Genomic DNA, 17,618 nt, shown 5'->3' on the forward strand with positions numbered 1-17,618 from the left:
TTGGAATCTTGAACCTGCCTTCATTTTTAAGGAGTATATTTATGAAATTTAACTTTATCGCGCTTTTTTTAGCATCAACTTTATTGGCAAGTACAAGTTTAGGGGTGAGAGCCCAAGAAGGTTTGAATTCATCGTCGAATGATTTAAAGACTTTGGAGAAAGCTTCTGAAAAAGCCGTTTCTCCTTCTCATGTTATGGCGGTTATTGATGGGAAAAATATTACAGCAGGCCAATTGGATGATTTAGCACTTGAAATAAATCCTAATTTAGCACGTTTTCCTGATGAACAACGTCGTATGATGGTTCTAAAAGCTTATTTAGATATGCAGGCACTTGCAAAAGCAGCAAGAAGCAAAGGTCTTGATAAGACAGAAGCTTACGATAAACGTATGGCAGTCATGCGTGACAATGTTCTTCAACAGCTTTATTTTAAACAGGCGATTGTTGACAAAATATCGGATACTGATTTGGAAGCTCTTTATAAGCAAGAAGTTGCTGCTTTACCTAAAGAGGATGAGGTTAAAGCGCGTCATATTTTGGTCAAAACGAGAAAAGAAGCAGAAGCTATCATTAAGCATTTAAATAAAGGCGAAAATTTTGAAGAGATTGCAAAGAAAAGTTCAACAGATGGTTCTGCTGCCGTTGGGGGTGATCTTGGTTATTTTAGCCATGGTCAAATGGTCAAGCCTTTTGAAGATGCTGCATTTGGTTTGAAAGTTGGCGAATACACTAAACAACCCGTTGAAAGTCCTTTTGGTTGGCATATTATTAAATTAGAAGATCGTCGTGTAAAACAACCGCCTGCATTTGATGATGTTAAAGAGATGTTGCGGACACAGCTGATAAAAAAGCGCTATCAAGAACTAATTGTTGATTTACGTAGCAAGATAGATGTGAAATACCCTGATCCTAATGTTACAAAAATCATGGAATCGCTTCATCAAAATGGGACGCTACTTCCCGATGAAACATCTGATGAAGAAGATACGGAATAGCTAGGAAAAATAGGTGGATAGCCTCTTTAATAGATAATTTGCTAGGTTAGTTTTGTTCAAAAAGCCTAGCAGTTTTCTATGAGAGGTTATTGATCTGCAATCGTTTCATTTGTTTTTATAGAAAGCATATTGTGGTTTTGAAAATTTCTCCTTTGTCGCCTCAAAAGATCCAGGAGCTTTCTCCATTATCTGGTGTACGGATAGCAACAGCTGAAGCTGGGATTAAATATAAAGATCGTACAGATCTTCTTTTCATCATATTTGATAAGCCAGTGAGTGTGGCCGGTGTTTTTACTCGTTCAAAATGTCCATCTGCCCCTGTAGAGCATTGTCGTGCATCGCTTCCTCATGGGGTTGCGAGGGGTGTTGTTGTGAATTCTGGAAATGCAAATGCTTTTACAGGAAGCAAAGGAAAGCACACAACCGATGCAATTATTTGTGCAGCAGCGAACGCTTTAAAGGTTAGAGAAGATGAAATTTTTATAGCTTCTACGGGTGTTATTGGTGAGCCAATGGATGCATCGGGTATTGTCAATCTTTTACCAAGTATGACAGAGACAGCAGAAGAGGGAAATTGGTTGGAAGCTGCAAAAGCCATAATGACAACGGACACATTTCCAAAACTTGCGACGCGCACTTTTGACTGTGGGGGAGAGCGTGTTACCATTAATGGAATTGCAAAAGGTGCTGGTATGATTGCACCCGATATGGCGACAATGCTGTCATTTGTGGTTAGTGATGCTACCATTTCTTCGGATGTACTCCAATCCATGTTATCAGAGGCAGTTGAGGGTTCTTTCAATTCAATTACTGTTGATAGCGATACCTCAACTTCAGATACGCTTATGTTGTTTGCGACAGGGAAAGAACATTTTCCATGTCTTACAAGTAAATCTGATCCGCGTTATGGGGTTTTTGTGAAACAATTGAGTGCACTTCTGCATGAACTTGCACTACAAGTTGTTTGTGATGGTGAAGGTGCTCGTCATTTAATTGAGGTTAATGTGGTGGGTGCTACAACAAATAATGCAGCTAAAACTATTGCTTTATCAATTGCAAATTCACCGCTCGTAAAAACGGCTATTGCCGGTGAAGATGCGAATTGGGGGCGGGTCGTTATGGCAGTTGGGAAGGCCGGTGTTGAAGTCGATCGTGATCTATTGACGATTTGGTTTGGTGAGCATCGTGTGGCCGTGAATGGCGTACGAGATCCTGAGTATTGTGAAGAAACAATAGGTACTTATATGCAAGGTAAGCACATCACGATTCGTGTTGATATCGGTTTGGGTAAGAGCACGGCGACGGTTTGGTCTTGCGATTTAACAAAAGAGTACGTTATGATCAATAGCGATTACAGAAGTTAATGGATGCACTTTATATTTAACAGTTTATTATTTTTCAGAGCAAATGGGGTATGTGAGCTCTTTTAGGAGCAGAGGGGATATGATAGAAAAGTCAGTTATCTTTATGTTCCCTATTGGGGAGTAATATGTGTATGAAAAGTTCCATTCTTCTTGTTGTTGCATGCGCACTGTTAGATCAGAATAATCGTGTTTTGCTTACACAGCGTCCTGAAGGAAAATCGCTGGCTGGTTTATGGGAGTTTCCTGGTGGCAAGGTTGAGCAAGGTGAAACTCTGGAAGCATCATTGATTCGTGAACTAGAGGAAGAGCTTGGTATTTATGTTCAACCAAATAATTTACACCCTTTAACATTTGCAAGTCATAGCTATAAAACATTTCATCTCTTAATGCCATTGTATCTTTGTGACCATTATGAGGGCGTTGCGCAAGGACGAGAAGGGCAAAATTTAGAATGGGTTTTTATTAATGATCTTGATAAATACCCTATGCCTGATGCTGATAAACCATTGGTTCAGGTATTGAAAAATCACCTTCTTTAATGTGTCATAAGAAGGAAATATTGTTTAAATATAAATCAATATATTGAGTTATAATAATAATTTATAATTTTTTTTTATGTTGAATGGGGAAGTCCAGGGTCATAAAAAATTTTTTCATTTCAAATCTGTTTTATGTTAAATTAATCAAAATCATTCTTTTGCACGTTCCAAGTGGGGCGGGTCATATGGATAAAATTATTTAAGACAGAAATAAATAAAATACGTGCTGAAAGAACACTCTTCAATAGCCAAGGGTTATCGCAACATTGAGAATTGGCAAAAAGTGTATAATGATGCCTTTGCGCGCTTCATAAGCATAAAAATGGTGGTAGATAATGGATTTATACTTTTCGCGATTATTATTGAGAGATTGTCTTGGATGCATCGAGAGATATTAGGAGTATTTATTTCATAAGATATCGATAATAGGAAAAATTTCAAAAAATGTTGCTTTTGATTAAGAGGGGCATATCCCTTACGTAATATAGAACGCCATTGTGTTGCATATTTACGGGGTTGTTTAAAAGAGACATCTCGCAATATTCCAAAGCCCATTTCGTGCTGGCACTCGTGAATGGTATAATGGTAAAGCCTTATAAGATAAAATCTATTGAGCGCCACTATCTTTACGCTTATGAAGGAGTAAGCTGGTTCCAATGTTAGTTATGATAGCTCTTGGCATTTGAGAGCATTCAGAAGGGATATTTTTTCTTTTCGTAATCATTTTTACTTATACATCAATTTCGCTTGTGATGAACAAGCAAGCGATTTTGATTGATTCAACATAAAAACAGATTTGAAATAAGAGAATTTTACGATATTTAGAATGCTTGATGCAGAGCGAATGATGGATAGTTATCCTTATAAATCAATCTATTGTATAATAAAAACATTCAATTAACTTTTTATAGGAGGCATGTATTAAGTTTCTTGAATTGGACGGCGTTTTGCGATGGGATATTGATTTTTTTTAGCGATACGCGTAATTGTTTTTTCCAATGGCTCAATCATAACGTCCATAGAAAAACCATTTGCGTGAATAATATTTGCGTGATCGACCATAATAGCAACATGATCTTTCCAAAAAATTAAATCACCTCGTTGAAGTTTATCAGTATCTGTAAGAGGACTGCCTATAGTTTTTTGCTGCATATCGGTGTCACGTAAAACTATTTGATCAGTCATCATCATAGAGAGCTGAATGAGTCCCGAACAATCAATTCCAAAACCGCTGACACCACCCCAAAGATAAGGTGTACGGATAAAGGTTTCTGCAACTGTGACATAATCTTCATATACGCGTCCAATGGGGCTGAGATGGCTCGTAATGATTGCTGTTCTATTTTCAAGAATAGAATACATTGTGTCACGGACTTCAATTTCATCAACAACACTGACTTTGCTTCCCATAGATAATGGGGATACTATTGGTCCACGTAAGTCAGCGTGTAAATATTTAAATGTGCGTGGTACTGAAACAACATGGGTTTGTTTTATGGTTGATGTACAAAGAACTTTTGTATCAATATAACCGACATAACCATCTTTGAGTGATTGTCCCCACGACAATGTTTCCCCTTGTTCAAAAATGAGAAGTTCTTCTCCCAATAAGCATTCTGTTTGTCTTTCACTTTTTTTACTATTTTCTTTAAAAAGTTCAGCGACCGCTGTATTAACACGTCTTTTTTCACCTTGAACAAAGCGCTGAGCTGTAATTTCTGTTTCAAGACGTTGATCTGCTAGATCATCTCTGAATGCATGAAGTCTTGGGTCTTTAGAGATCATCTTTTTGCTGTCCATTTTGTTACTCCTTACCTTTAAACAAACTCATGAAAACTGTATTGGTAAGGTTTTTATCCTCAAACAAAACTAAGAACACAGTGTAAGACCAATTATTCTTTAAGCTGCAAAATTGTCCATTTTTGTGGATATTTGTGTCAAAATTCATTTTTAAAAATATTATAAAGGGCACGAATAGTTTGTGCTGATCCACCAATAGGGTATCCTGGTTTTTCTTTTGGAACCCATCCATAAAGGTCAAAATGCGCAAAATGTTCAGCTTTTTCAACAAAAGAATTAAGAAATAAAGCAGCCGTTATAGAACCAGCAAAGCTATTTCCAGTTACATTGTTAAGATCAGCAATTGGTGATGATAACATCTCTTGATAAGGTTTCCAAAGGGGCATTTGCCAAAGAGGATCAAAGACAGCGTGAGCAGATTCAGAAATTTGTTGTGCCCATATTGAATCATTACAATAAAATGCGGGAAGATCTGGTCCTAATGCTATACGCGCTGCCCCTGTTAAAGTAGCCATACAAAGCATGAATTGTGGACTTTCTTCATCACCATAGGCGAGTGCATCGGCAAGGACAATTCGCCCTTCAGCATCTGTATTACCTACTTCAACACTTAAACCTTTACGACTTTTGAGAATATCACCTGGTCGGTAAGCATTCCCAGAAATTGCATTTTCTACAGCTGGAATCAAAACGCGTAAACGGAAAGGCAATTTTGCATCCATGATAAGTTTAGCCAATCCCAAAACGTTTGCTCCACCCCCCATATCTTTTTTCATAAGCAACATGTTATTGGCTGATTTAATATCGAGACCTCCAGTATCAAAAGTTACGCCTTTGCCCACCAACGTTATTTTAGGATGATGTTCTTGCCCCCAGAGTAACTCAATCAGTCGTGGTGCAGTGCTGCCTGCTCGTCCTACAGCATGAATCATCGGAAAGTTATGGATTAAGAGATCGTCTCCACAAATACTTTTGATATGAGCACCGTAGGTTTTTCCTAGTTTTCGAGCTTCTTTTTCGAGAGTATCAGGGTTCATATCATTGGCTGGAATATTAATGAGATCACGGACGAAAAAGACAGCTTCATAAATTCGTTGGAGCTCATTAAGATCAATCGCCTCATTGACATGGATAGATAATGATTTGAAAGAAGAATTTTGACGATAGCGATTAAATTGATAGCTACCAAATGCCAATCCAAGATAGGTATTTATTTCATCAGAGGTTGTACCTTCTAGATGCCATTGACCAGCAGGAAGCTTTTGAGCAAGCAGTCCTGTGATAAAAGGATCGTTACCATTGCCAATTCCAAATAAAACTTTTTTTAAATGTCCCGTTTCGTGAGGAATAAAGAGTATTTGTCCTGCTTTACCAGTAAAGTCATTAACTTTTATCCATGCTGTTGTTGACGCATCAAGTGATAAGTTGGCAAGAGTTCTTTGGTTTACCAAGATGATAGGGCAACTGTTATCGATACGCGTTGAGGTAAAATGAATGTGGTGGTGCTGCATAGTTATGAGATCCTTATAGTCGTCTAAGTGCGACATATTCGACCAAATGATTTTTTCCCTTTCGTAGAATGAGATTGGACCGTGGTCGTGTTGGCAATATATTTTCCTGTAAATTTTTTAAATTAATCGTTTGCCAAAGATCCTCAGCGATTTTTGAAGCTTCTTTTTCATTGAGGTGGGCATAACGATGAAAATAGGATTCAGGATTTTGAAAAGCTGTTTTACGCAAACGTTTAAAGCGCTCTAAATACCAGTGACGAATGACTTCTGTTTCGGCATCGACATAGATTGAAAAATCAAAAAAATCTGATACGAAAGGAATAACTTTCCCATCTTTAGGAAGATCACTGACCTGTAATACATTAATACCTTCAACAATTAAAATATCAGGACGATCAATGGTAATAGTCTGATTTTCTAGAACATCATAGATCATATGTGAGTAAAGCGGGGCACGGACATTTCCGATACCTGCTTTTATCGCCGAAAGAAAGCACAGCAACTTTTTAATGTCATAGGAATCAGGAAATCCTTTGCGATTCATTCGATTTTTTTGCTGTAAGATTGCGTTAGGATAGAGAAAACCATCCGTCGTTATCAGATCAACTTTAAGGCTAGATGTCCATCTTTTCAACAGTTCTTGAAGAATGCGAGCCGTGGTTGATTTTCCTACAGCTACAGAACCAGCAATTCCAATAATAAAGGGCGTTTTTCTACTCTCTTCTTGATGGAGAAACTGCTGACGTTTGTGAAAAAGTTCCTGTACTGCTTCAACATGGCATGATAATAGACGCGATAAAGAAAGATAAATGCGTTGGACTTCTTTAAGATCAATAGGATCATCAATAGAGCGTAAACGCTTAATTTCATCAAAAGTCAAAGTAAGAGGTGTGTCTGCACGAAACTCTGACCATTCTTGTGCAGTAAAAACGCGATAGGGTGAATATCGGTCAGAAACGGATTTGACCAGATTATCTTTCTGATTAATTTTTTGTATAGTCGTATCAATCATTTGTATTGGTCGAGAATTTTTTGCAGCAGCAATTGATTAAGAGCAGACAGATGAGCGGCTTTATTTTCAAGTAAATTTTGTTTTGCATGCTCTCTTCTTTTAAGATAATAGATCATTTTTCATTAACTTATAGTCCAGTCATTCCAGTTTGCACGGATTTGTGCTAATGAGTACCCTTGTGCCCAAAAAGCCCATAAAAGTAGGCGCGCTTTTACGGCTGATAAATAACCAGACATGAGAGCACCAGAAGCAATCATATCGATTTCGGAGCCTTTATAGCCATAAGTTATACGAGTTGTTGAGCCATTACAACAACGACTAGCAATAATGATTGGTATTTTTTGTGCATATTGTTGTACAAGGTCTGCTTCTTGAAAACTACAGTGTCCTGCACCAAAACCAGCAATAACAACTCCAGCATAATACCCACTTTCAAGGCATAGTTTCATTAATTGTGCATCAGATGATAAAGAGGAATAGAGGAGTGCAATTTGATGATCATGGTTTTGGGGAAGATCAAACGTTTTTGGGAAAAATTTTCGATCATTGAAATAAATAAGTTTTCCCTCTAAAATAGTTCCTAAAATACCTGCAAGACCTGATTGAAATGTTTCGACTTTGACGGTATGACTTTTATAGAGCCAATAAGGTGAATGAATTGTATCATTTATGACAACAAGAACGCCCCTGTTACGACTTTGTGTGGCTGCTGCGACACGAGTGGCTGCTAAAATGTTGGCGGGGCCATCGGCGCCTGCTTCATGAGGCATGCGCATAGCACCGGTTATGATGAGTGGTTCGGCTTCTTTCCAATAAAGAGAAAGAAAAAAAGCTGTTTCTTCCAGAGTATCAGTCCCTTGTGTTAAAACAATACCTTCTGCACCAGCGTTTATTTGTTGTTTTGCCCACTTAATTATTTCAAAAAGCATTTGAAACGATAAAGATCCACTTGGTATTTGCATTAATGTTTGTGCATTAATATCAGCAACGTTATTTAAATCAGGAACACTTTTTATGAGGTTATCTGAAGTTAAAGTCGGTTGCATGTGACCAAAACTATCAGCAGTCATTGCAATTGTTCCACCTAAGGTCCCTATGGCTATTTTTTTCATAATTTTCCTCTAAAAAGCACAAACTGTTTATATAAAGCTATTTAGCAGTAATTTACATTGACAACAATGATATCATTTTTCCATTTTCAACAAATTGAGTTATGCTGAATCATTGTGTTTTGCTGTATATGTTCTTAAATAGGACAATAGTAATTGAGTTTTACATTGTATGAAAAGAAATCAATATTAAAAAGTAAAGTTAATATTAAGGAGTTTCCTTATGACAGAACATAAGCCAGACATAATGTATGGTACAACAATTATTACGGTACGAAAAGGTGGAAAAGTCGTGATGTCCGGGGATGGTCAGGTCTCTCTTGGACAGACAATTATGAAAGGTAATGCACGTAAAGTGCGTCGTCTTGGAAAGAACGGAGTGGTTATTGCTGGTTTTGCTGGTGCTACGGCAGATGCTTTTACATTACTGGAGAGATTGGAAACAAAGCTTGAGCAATATCCTGATCAGCTTATGCGTGCTTGTGTGGAACTTGCAAAAGATTGGAGAACAGATCGCTATTTGCGTCGTCTCGAAGCAATGATGCTCGTGGCTGATAAGAAAGTAACTTTGGCTCTAACAGGGCTTGGTGATGTCTTAGAACCAGAAGATGGGGTTATGGCAATTGGCTCTGGAGGAAATTTTGCTCTTTCAGCAGCGCGTGCACTCATGGATTTGGATTTGGATGCAGAAACTATTGCTCGTAAAGCTATGGCTATTGCCGCTAAAATTTGTGTTTACACCAATGATCATTTTACGATTGAAACATTGGATGCAGAATTATCTTCTTTAGAGAAAGCTATTTAAATGTGTGTTGTATTTTCCCCTCGTGAAACTGTTTCTGAACTTGATCGTTTTATTATTGGCCAAAATGATGCCAAACGCTCTGTAGCTATTGCACTGCGCAATCGGTGGCGTAGGCAACAGCTTGATGCGCCGATGCGTGAAGAAGTTATGCCAAAAAATATTTTAATGATAGGGCCAACAGGAGTTGGTAAAACTGGTATTGCACGTCGATTAGCAAAACTTTCTGGAGCACCCTTCGTTAAAGTAGAAGCGACTAAATTTACTGAAGTTGGTTATGTGGGACGTGATGTTGAGCAAATTATTCGAGATCTTGTTGAAATTGCCATTTCTCTTGTGCGTGAAAAGAAACGGGATGAAATAAAAGAAAAGGCTCACGTGAATGCTGAAGAGCGCGTTTTAGATGCCCTTGTTGGTAAAACAGCCAGTCCCGCTACCCGTGATAGTTTTCGCAAAAAATTGCGTGGAGGTGAATTGGATGAGAAAGAGATTGAAATTGAAGTAGCCGATAATAATAGCAATAGTGCTTCAACCTTTGATATTCCTGGTATGCCTGGGGCACAAATGGGTATTATGAATTTATCAGATATTTTGGGTAAAATGGGCAGTCGTACAAAAGTTCGTAAGACGACAGTAAGGGATGCTTTTAAGCCGCTCATTGATGATGAATCTGAAAAACTCCTTGATCAGGATCAAATTATTCAAGAAGCGCTTCGTGTTGCTGAAAATGACGGGATTGTTTTTATTGACGAGATTGATAAAATTGCAACTAGGGATGGTGGAGCAAGTGTTGCGGTTTCGCGTGAGGGCGTTCAACGGGATCTTTTGCCTTTGGTTGAAGGAACAACAATTGCTACAAAATATGGGCAAATCAAAACAGATCATATTCTTTTTATTGCCTCAGGTGCATTTCATGTTTCTAAGCCATCTGATTTATTACCGGAACTTCAAGGACGTTTGCCCATCCGTGTGGAGCTAAACCCTTTAACAAGAGAAGATTTACGGCGCATTCTAACGGAACCAGAAGCTAGTTTGATTAAACAATATATTGCTCTTATGGCAACAGAAGAGGTTCATTTAGAAATTACCGATGATGCAATTGATGCTTTAGCAGATATTGCTGTAGATTTAAATGCAAGGATTGAAAATATAGGGGCACGTCGTTTGCAAACAGTGATGGAGCGCGTTTTGGATGAAATTTCTTTCACGGCACCTGATAAAGCTGGAACATCCTTTACAATTGATGCCGCTTATGTGAGAAAATCTATTGGCGAACTTGCTGCTGATATCGATCTTTCACGTTTTATTCTTTAGAGTTATCGCTTGTTTTCTTTATCTGCGCGCTTCGATAATTTTGAAACCATGGGCTTGTTCATGTATCAACACTGTGCGGAAAATATTTTTTAATAATGTTTCATAAGGCAGGTGGCGGTTTGCAACAAAAAGCAGACTGCCGCCTGGTTTTAGGCACTTTGCAGCATTTATAATAAAATTTTTTCCTAATGAAATATCTGTCGTTTGTTGCGTGTGAAACGGTGGGTTTGAAATGATTGTGTCATACAGATTTGTGATAGGTTCATGCACAAGGTCGTGCCAATAAAAATGAATTGAAAAAGGAGCTGTTCTGGATTTAAGGTGCTGTTTTGCTGCTCTCAAAGCGTTGTAGTCTGCTTCATAAAGGTCGAGAGCGGTGAGTTTTTCACTTCTTTCAAGCGCAACGTGAGAAAGATAGCCCCATCCAGCACCAAAATCAGCCATTTTTCCAGAAATAACTTTGGGCATATAAGAAGCAAGTGCAGCGGATCCCGGATCAATACGTCCGTGTGAGAACATACCAGAAGTGGTTTGAAATTTACCAAAAGTGAGCGGTGGTGAGCGCAATTGTGCAATGTTATGTCTCTCAATTTGTTGAGGAACTTGCAACCAAAATACAAGACCATGATTTTTAGACAATTTGTTGGTGATGGGAACAATTGTTTTGACCCACTTCATCATTGAAGCAGCACCAGCAGTTTTATTCCCACTGATTACAATCCATCCATTGGGTTTAACGCATTCTAATAAATCAAGAAAACAATTTTGGTTAAAACCACGATATTTGCTCAAATGTAAAAATGCACCATCATAGCTGAAGGTTTTATCTATTTGGGGAGAGCAGTGAAATTGAGTATCGACAAATTTTAAAAAATCTGGTCGCCAAGGCGTAATAACTTTTAAATTCTGTGCCCATTCTGGAGCTGGGATTTCTGTTAAACCGAAACTTAACCAACATTGGTTTGGATCAGGATATGGGAGTTCATGATTTTCAAAAGGCAAAAATAATAACACATATGACTCTTTCAAAGAAAAATGCCACTCCAATGTTGGGATGGCATTTCATGATACGATAAGAGGAAAAACTTACTCTTCTTTTTTCTTACGGCGGCGCTTATTTTCAGGTTGTTTTTTTTCATCCACGCACTTTTCTTCATTCATCGCTTTATCACCGGTGATTTCCTTTCCGGTTTTTTGATCAACAACCTTCATTGATAACCGAACTTTTCCACGCTCATCAAAGCCCATTAATTTAACCCAAACTTTGTCACCTTCCTTCACAATATCGGTTGTTTTGGTGACGCGTTCTGATGCAAGCTGAGAGATATGAACGAGTCCATCACGAGAACCAAAGAAGTTTATAAATGCACCAAATTCTGCAGTTTTTACAACTGTTCCTTGGTAGACAGCACCAACTTCAGGCTCATCGACAATAGAATGGATCCAGCGTTTTGCTGCTTCAATGGTTTTAGCATCAGCAGAAGCAATTTTAATGGTACCATCATCTTCAATATTAATTTTTGCTCCAGTTTGTTCCACGATTTCCCGAATAACTTTACCACCAGAGCCGATAACATCACGGATTTTATCGACAGAAATATTCATAACTTCGATTCGTGGAGAAAATTCACTCAGCTCAGCACGTGCACTGGTTAAAGCTTTCGCCATCTCATTGAGGATATGGATTCGTCCACCTTTGGCTTGTTCAAGCGCGATTTTCATAATTTCTTCGGTAATACCATCAATTTTGATATCCATTTGCAAGGCAGTAATACCATTTTCTGTTCCTGCGACTTTGAAATCCATATCTCCAAGATGATCTTCATCCCCTAAAATATCAGACAGAACAGCAAAGCGTTCTCCTTCTTTAATCAAGCCCATGGCAATACCAGCAACAGGGCGTGCTAGAGGAACGCCGGCATCCATGAGAGCAAGTGAGGTCCCACAAACCGTTGCCATAGAAGAAGATCCATTGGATTCAGTGATTTCTGAGACAGCACGAATAGTATAAGGGAAAGATTCTTTCGTTGGCAACATGGGGTGAATTGCTCGCCATGCCAATTTGCCATGTCCAATTTCACGACGACCAGGAGAACCAAGGCGTCCCGTTTCACCCACTGAAAATGGTGGAAAATTGTAATGGAGAAGGAATGTTTCCTTATACATTCCCGTTAAGGAATCAACATATTGTTCATCTTCACCAGTTCCTAGTGTTGCAACGACAATAGCTTGTGTTTCTCCGCGGGTAAAGAGTGCTGATCCATGTGTGCGGGGTAAAATACTTACTTCTGATTGGATAGGGCGCACGGTAGAAAGATTGCGTCCATCAATCCGCTTTTGGGTATCAAGAATATTCCCGCGAACAATTTTTGCTTGCAACTGTTTAAATACGGTTGCAATTTGATCTGCACTAAATTGACAGTCTTTTTCTGTTTCTGGCATAAATTTATTGAGGATTTCTGTCTTTAGTGCATCAATTGCAGCATAACGTTCTTGCTTATCAGTAATTGTGTAAGCCTTTCGTATATCCTGTTCTGCCATTTTCTGCACCGCTTTTTCAAGTTCAGAAAGATTTTCAGGAACAAAATCACGAGGATCTTTTGCAGCAACTTCAGCAAGCTTTATAATGGCATCAAGGACAGGTTGAAGGCCTTTGTGACCAAACATCACTGCTCCCAACATGATATCTTCCGATAATTCTTGTGCTTCTGATTCAACCATCAAAACAGCACTTTCTGTTCCAGCAACAACAAGATCAAGTTTTGATTCAGGCATTTCATCAATATGAGGATTAAGAATATATTGTCCATTACAATAGCCAACGCGGGCACCGGCTATAGGCCCCATGAAAGGAACACCTGACAGGGTCAATGCGGCAGAAGATGCAATCATCGCAAGGATATCGGGATTATTTTCGAGATCATGCTGTATAACGGAAACAATCACTTGCGTATCATTTTTATATCCCTCAACGAAAAGGGGACGAATTGGGCGATCAATCAAACGTGAAACCAAAGTTTCATTTTCACTTGGTCGACTTTCACGTTTTAAATAGCCCCCAGGTATTCGACCAACAGCATAGGATTTTTCTTGATAATTAACGGTGAGTGGAAAAAAGTCCTGGTCTGGTTTTGGACTTTTGGCTGATACAACGGTTGCTAAGACAATAGTTTCTCCATAGGTAGCAATCACTGCACCATCAGCTTGACGTGCTATTTTCCCTGTTTCAAGGGTGAGAGGACGCCCAGCCCATTCAATTTCTATCTTATGCGTTTTGAACATTTTTTATCCTTAATGACCAGTGTTTAAATCTTTGATTGCTCACATTCTGGTTTTGCGTAGCATATTTCCAAGCTCTGGGGTGGACAACATACTTTTTATCTTTGTTACGAGAATAGAGAAGTAAACTGCCTTAAATGCGAAATGATAAGCAGTCCTATCCCATAATAACTTGTCAGTTTTTAAATTTTTTAATTAAAAGCAACACGTTGAAAAAATGGGTGGTTTTTTTTTAAACGCCACCACCATTTTTCTTTTAGCGACGCAAACCTAACTTTTTGATAAGTGTCTGATAACGATTTTGGTCAACTCCTTTAAGATAATCAAGAAGACGCCGACGTTGAGACACCATCTTCAAAAGACCACGACGAGAATGATTATCCTTTTTGTGAGATTTAAAGTGGTTTGTTAAATTAGAAATACGTTCAGAAAGTACAGCAATCTGTACTTCTGGTGATCCTGTATCACCAACTTTATTTGCGTATTCTGCGACAAGAGCTTGTTTACGTTCAGCTGTAATCGACATCGTATTATCCTTTCCAAAAACGAAGAAACATAAAGTCACCCATAGCCGAGATGTCGTTCAGCAAGGGTCTGTGAGGAAACAAGAAGAGTCAAAGACTCTTACCTATTTTCGTCCTTATATAGGAAAGAAGGTTAAAATACTAGTCCTTTACAGCATTTTGAAGTCTTTCTTTAAATAAAAGCTTTTGTTTTGAAATATTGATTTAAATAGAGTTTTATGAGAAGTTTTTTAAAGAATTATGCATCCTTTTGATACAAAGATTATGAGCGTGTGTGTGATAACAAAGATGATAAATACCGATTTGGAGGAAAAAGATGCAGAGCATTTCAACATTAAAACTTTTTCGTAATTCGGTATTTCGAAATCTATGGTCATCTACTCTTATTTCTAATTTAGGGGGGCTGATACAGGCTGTTGGAGCAGGGTGGTTAATGGCGTTGATTAGTTCTTCGCATTCCATGGTTGGGCTTGTTCAAAGTGCCACAACATTACCACTTGTTATGTTTTCTTTGATGGCAGGGGCATTAGCGGATAATTTTAATCGGCGTCAAATTATGTTGTGTGCGCAGATTATGATGATGGTCATATCCATGAGTTTATCTGTTTTAGCCTATATGGGATTTCTAACACCTTGGCTTTTGTTATGTTTTACGTTTTTGATTGGATGTGGCACAGCTTTTTATAATCCTTCTTGGCAAGCAACGATAGGAGATATTGTGAGCAGGGAAAATATTCCTGCTGCTGTTAGTTTGAATAGTGTAGGCTTTAATTTGATGCGGAGTGTTGGTCCTGCTATTGGTGGTGCCATCATTGCAACTTTGGGGGCATCTGCTGCTTTTTTGTTTAATGCTATAAGCTATATTCCTCTTATTGGTGCGTTGTTTTTCTGGAAGTCGAATTATGAAAACAACTCATTACCACGAGAAAGGCTGTTAGGAGCTGTCTCAGATGGTTTGCGTTATGTTGCGATGTCACCTAATCTCCTGAGTATTATGGTTCGAGCGTTCCTTTTTGGTATAGGAGCAATTTCTATTTTAGCACTTTTGCCAATTGTTGCGCATAAAGTTCTTGGAGGAAGTGCCCTTCTTTATGGTACATTGCTCGGTTGTTTTGGGTTAGGAGCCATGACAGCAGGTATTATTAATGCAGTTGTACGGCATCATTTTCGTTCAGAAACAATTATTGCAAGTGCATTTATTGGTTTTGCCTTTTCTTGCTTTTTATTGGGAATAAGCCGTTCACTGATTATAAGCCATATTGCTTTATTTCCTGCAGGGTTATGTTGGGTTTTGGCATTATCATTGTTTAATACATCTGTACAACTCTCTACACCACGCTGGGTTGTTGCACGTTCTTTAGCACTTTATCAAACGGCATCTTATGGGGGGATGGCTATTGGAAGTGCAATCTGGGGAGTTTTGGCTGATGGTTATTCTCCAACAATTGCTTTGAGCGTTTGTTCTCTATTCTTGATTTTTGGTGCTCTTGCGGGGGTAAAATTTAGAATTCAAGAAATTCCTCAGATAGATTTAAATCCTCTTGATCATTTTAGAGAGCCGGAATTATTACTTGACCTCAAAGCAAGAAGTGGACCGATCATGATAATGATCGATTATAAAATTCATGAAAATGATCTTGAAGAGTTTCTCAAAGTGATGACGCGTCGACGCCATATTCGATTACGTGATGGTGCGCGTCAGTGGGTCCTTTTACGAGATCTTGAAAGACCTGAATATTGGACAGAGGCTTATCATATGCCAACATGGGTAGATTATTTACGCCATAATCATCGTCGTACAAAAGCAGATGCAGAAGTCAATAAGCGTCTGCGTCATTTAAATTGTGCTCCTAACGGTATAAGAGTGCACCGCATGATTGAACGCCAAACAATACCTCAAGCCAATGAGATGCTTTTAAAAGTTTCCTCTGATCATCTCCCTTAGGATTAAAACAGTTTTTGTAAATATTAAATATATTAATATTATTTCGATCAATTTGTTAGCATAATCATAAAAAAATTGCTGTTTCAATATTTAATGAATTGATTTATAATGGTTATTTGTTATTTTTCATGTTGAGTGATAGTTCTGAAAATCTTAAGCTTTTCTCGTTTCAAATCTATTTAGAGTAAATCAGTCCATATCTTTGCTTGTACATTATAAACGAGGACTAAAGTATGAGTAAAAAACGATTAAAAAAGAAATAAAAAGCCTCTTATGAATCCTTTAAATGCAAGGATTGTTGCGACATTAAGAGGAAAAAGTGTGTGGTGGTGTTAGCTTATAGCACTGACTTAAATTTTGATATGAATACGGTAAATATAGACAATGAAAAGCACCATATGTTTCTTAATTGATAGAGAAAAATATCTTTCCGCAGAAGGTGGTTGGGAAAAGAATCGATTAAATTGTGAAAATCCGCTTTGGTTTAAATAGACCTTTGTCGAGAGTGCCAATAGCAAGAAGTTGTTCCTTATAGAGGACACAAACTTCCTCTTCATCAAGAGGTACTTTGTGATGATTCAAGAGGATAGAATGGCCTCTTATAATCCTCTGTGCTTGAGTTTCATTAAGGATATAGTGAGGGAGGCAATCCAATGCGGCGCTTGTGTCAATTAAGAGCTCATCAAGTGTTGTGAAGTTTTTTTCAAAAGAACGATTATTTTCATCTGTAGTGTTTTTATTTGGCGGAATGGCTGCTTTTAGTTCCTCCCATGTAATGAGATCTTCTTCATCAAAAGGTGCGACGGCAATACGTCTTAAATCAGCAATATGCCCATAGCAACTGAGATCACGTCCCATATCGCGTGCTAAAGAGCGCACATAAGTTCCTTTTCCGCAGGTTATTTCAAAGACAGAATGCTCTTTGGTAGGCATTTCTAATAACTTGAAAGTTTCTATTTCCACTTCACGGGGCGGAATTTCAACAACTTCCCCTTCACGCGCTAAATCATAGGCACGATTTCCGGCAATTTTGATTGCTGAAAATTGTGGAGGTGTTTGCAAAATAACACCTGTATATTGAGGAAGAAGAGCAAGTATTTCTTCTTGTGTTGGACGTATGAGAGAAGTTTTCGTTATTTCTCCTTCTAAATCATCTGTTGAGCGCTCTTGCCCCCAAGCAATATGAAAACGGTAAGTTTTTTTGCCTTGCATCACGTAAGGGACGGTTTTGGTTGCTTCGCCCAATGCAATGGGAAGGAGACCAGAAGCAAGAGGATCAAGTGTACCCGCATGTCCTGCCTTTTGAGCATGGAAGAGCCATTTGATTTGTGAGACAGCTTCTGTTGATTTCATTCCTTTTGGTTTATCAAATATGACCCAGCCAGAAACAGGACGCCCTTTTTTCTTGTGTTGCCGCGCCATAT

Annotated in this window: 14 protein-coding genes; 6 read left to right on the plus strand and 8 right to left on the minus strand. The window is 38.4% G+C overall.

The annotated features are described in order from the left end of the window. Nucleotides 1-41 precede the first annotated feature (41 nt). The 3 genes from ACFIJW_RS08270 (at nt 42) to mutT (ending at nt 2,898) form a co-directional block, all read left to right on the plus strand. Nucleotides 42-995 (plus strand): peptidylprolyl isomerase, encoded by a 954-nt coding sequence (locus ACFIJW_RS08270; RefSeq protein WP_375633953.1) that lies wholly within the window; start codon nt 42-44, stop codon nt 993-995. Between the two features lie 131 nt (nt 996-1,126). Continuing rightward, nucleotides 1,127-2,359 (plus strand): bifunctional glutamate N-acetyltransferase/amino-acid acetyltransferase ArgJ, encoded by a 1,233-nt coding sequence (gene argJ, locus ACFIJW_RS08275; protein ID WP_375633954.1) that lies wholly within the window; start codon nt 1,127-1,129, stop codon nt 2,357-2,359. A 125-nt stretch (nt 2,360-2,484) separates the two neighbouring features. Further along, a complete protein-coding gene (gene mutT / locus ACFIJW_RS08280) occupies nt 2,485-2,898 on the plus strand; it encodes an 8-oxo-dGTP diphosphatase MutT (protein WP_375633956.1) in 414 nt (137 codons plus the stop codon). A gap of 921 nt (nt 2,899-3,819) precedes the next feature. On the opposite strand, the gene ACFIJW_RS08285 is transcribed toward mutT, so the two are convergent. The 4 genes from ACFIJW_RS08285 to ACFIJW_RS08300 form a co-directional block, all read right to left on the minus strand. Further along, nucleotides 3,820-4,683 (minus strand): NlpC/P60 family protein, encoded by an 864-nt coding sequence (locus ACFIJW_RS08285; RefSeq protein ID WP_375634025.1) that lies wholly within the window; start codon nt 4,681-4,683, stop codon nt 3,820-3,822. 152 nt (nt 4,684-4,835) lie between these two features. Next, entirely contained in the window at nt 4,836-6,209 is a 1,374-nt protein-coding gene (locus ACFIJW_RS08290) for a M17 family metallopeptidase (RefSeq protein ID WP_375633958.1), read from the minus strand. Between the two features lie 13 nt (nt 6,210-6,222). Beyond that, entirely contained in the window at nt 6,223-7,221 is a 999-nt protein-coding gene (gene coaA, locus ACFIJW_RS08295; protein ID WP_375633960.1) for a type I pantothenate kinase, read from the minus strand. A gap of 122 nt (nt 7,222-7,343) precedes the next feature. After that, on the minus strand, nt 7,344-8,333 hold the full coding sequence (locus ACFIJW_RS08300; RefSeq protein WP_375633962.1) for an asparaginase: 990 nt from the start codon (nt 8,331-8,333) through the stop codon (nt 7,344-7,346). Between the two features lie 220 nt (nt 8,334-8,553). On the opposite strand from ACFIJW_RS08300, the gene hslV reads away from it, so the two are divergent. After that, a complete protein-coding gene (hslV, locus tag ACFIJW_RS08305) occupies nt 8,554-9,135 on the plus strand; it encodes an ATP-dependent protease subunit HslV (RefSeq protein WP_375633964.1) in 582 nt (193 codons plus the stop codon). Beyond that, nucleotides 9,136-10,446, plus strand: coding sequence for an ATP-dependent protease ATPase subunit HslU (gene hslU / locus ACFIJW_RS08310; protein ID WP_375633966.1), 1,311 nt, complete (start codon nt 9,136-9,138; stop codon nt 10,444-10,446). It abuts the gene before it with no gap. 18 nt (nt 10,447-10,464) lie between these two features. Here the strand turns inward: hslU and ACFIJW_RS08315 are convergent, their stop codons facing one another. From ACFIJW_RS08315 to rpsO, 3 genes are all read right to left on the minus strand, one after another. Then, nucleotides 10,465-11,460 (minus strand): class I SAM-dependent methyltransferase, encoded by a 996-nt coding sequence (locus ACFIJW_RS08315; protein WP_375633968.1) that lies wholly within the window; start codon nt 11,458-11,460, stop codon nt 10,465-10,467. A gap of 72 nt (nt 11,461-11,532) precedes the next feature. Next, complete coding sequence (gene pnp, locus ACFIJW_RS08320) at nt 11,533-13,728, minus strand: polyribonucleotide nucleotidyltransferase (protein ID WP_375633970.1); 2,196 nt, start codon at nt 13,726-13,728, stop codon at nt 11,533-11,535. A gap of 253 nt (nt 13,729-13,981) precedes the next feature. Beyond that, the gene (rpsO, locus tag ACFIJW_RS08325) at nt 13,982-14,251 is read right to left on the minus strand and encodes a 30S ribosomal protein S15 (RefSeq protein ID WP_005774142.1); all 270 of its coding nucleotides are present in this window, start codon (nt 14,249-14,251) and stop codon (nt 13,982-13,984) included. Nucleotides 14,252-14,565: 314 nt separating this feature from the next. Between rpsO and ACFIJW_RS08330 the strand changes: the two genes are divergently transcribed. Beyond that, entirely contained in the window at nt 14,566-16,194 is a 1,629-nt protein-coding gene (locus ACFIJW_RS08330; protein WP_375613307.1) for an MFS transporter, read from the plus strand. A gap of 459 nt (nt 16,195-16,653) precedes the next feature. Here the strand turns inward: ACFIJW_RS08330 and truB are convergent, their stop codons facing one another. Continuing rightward, nucleotides 16,654-17,616: a tRNA pseudouridine(55) synthase TruB gene (truB, locus tag ACFIJW_RS08335; RefSeq protein ID WP_375633972.1), complete on the minus strand. Its 963-nt coding sequence runs from the start codon at nt 17,614-17,616 to the stop codon at nt 16,654-16,656. Nucleotides 17,617-17,618: the final 2 nt, after the last annotated feature.

The organism is Bartonella sp. MM97QHHN (assembly GCF_042194285.1).
Classification (GTDB): Bacteria; Pseudomonadota; Alphaproteobacteria; order Rhizobiales; family Rhizobiaceae; genus Bartonella.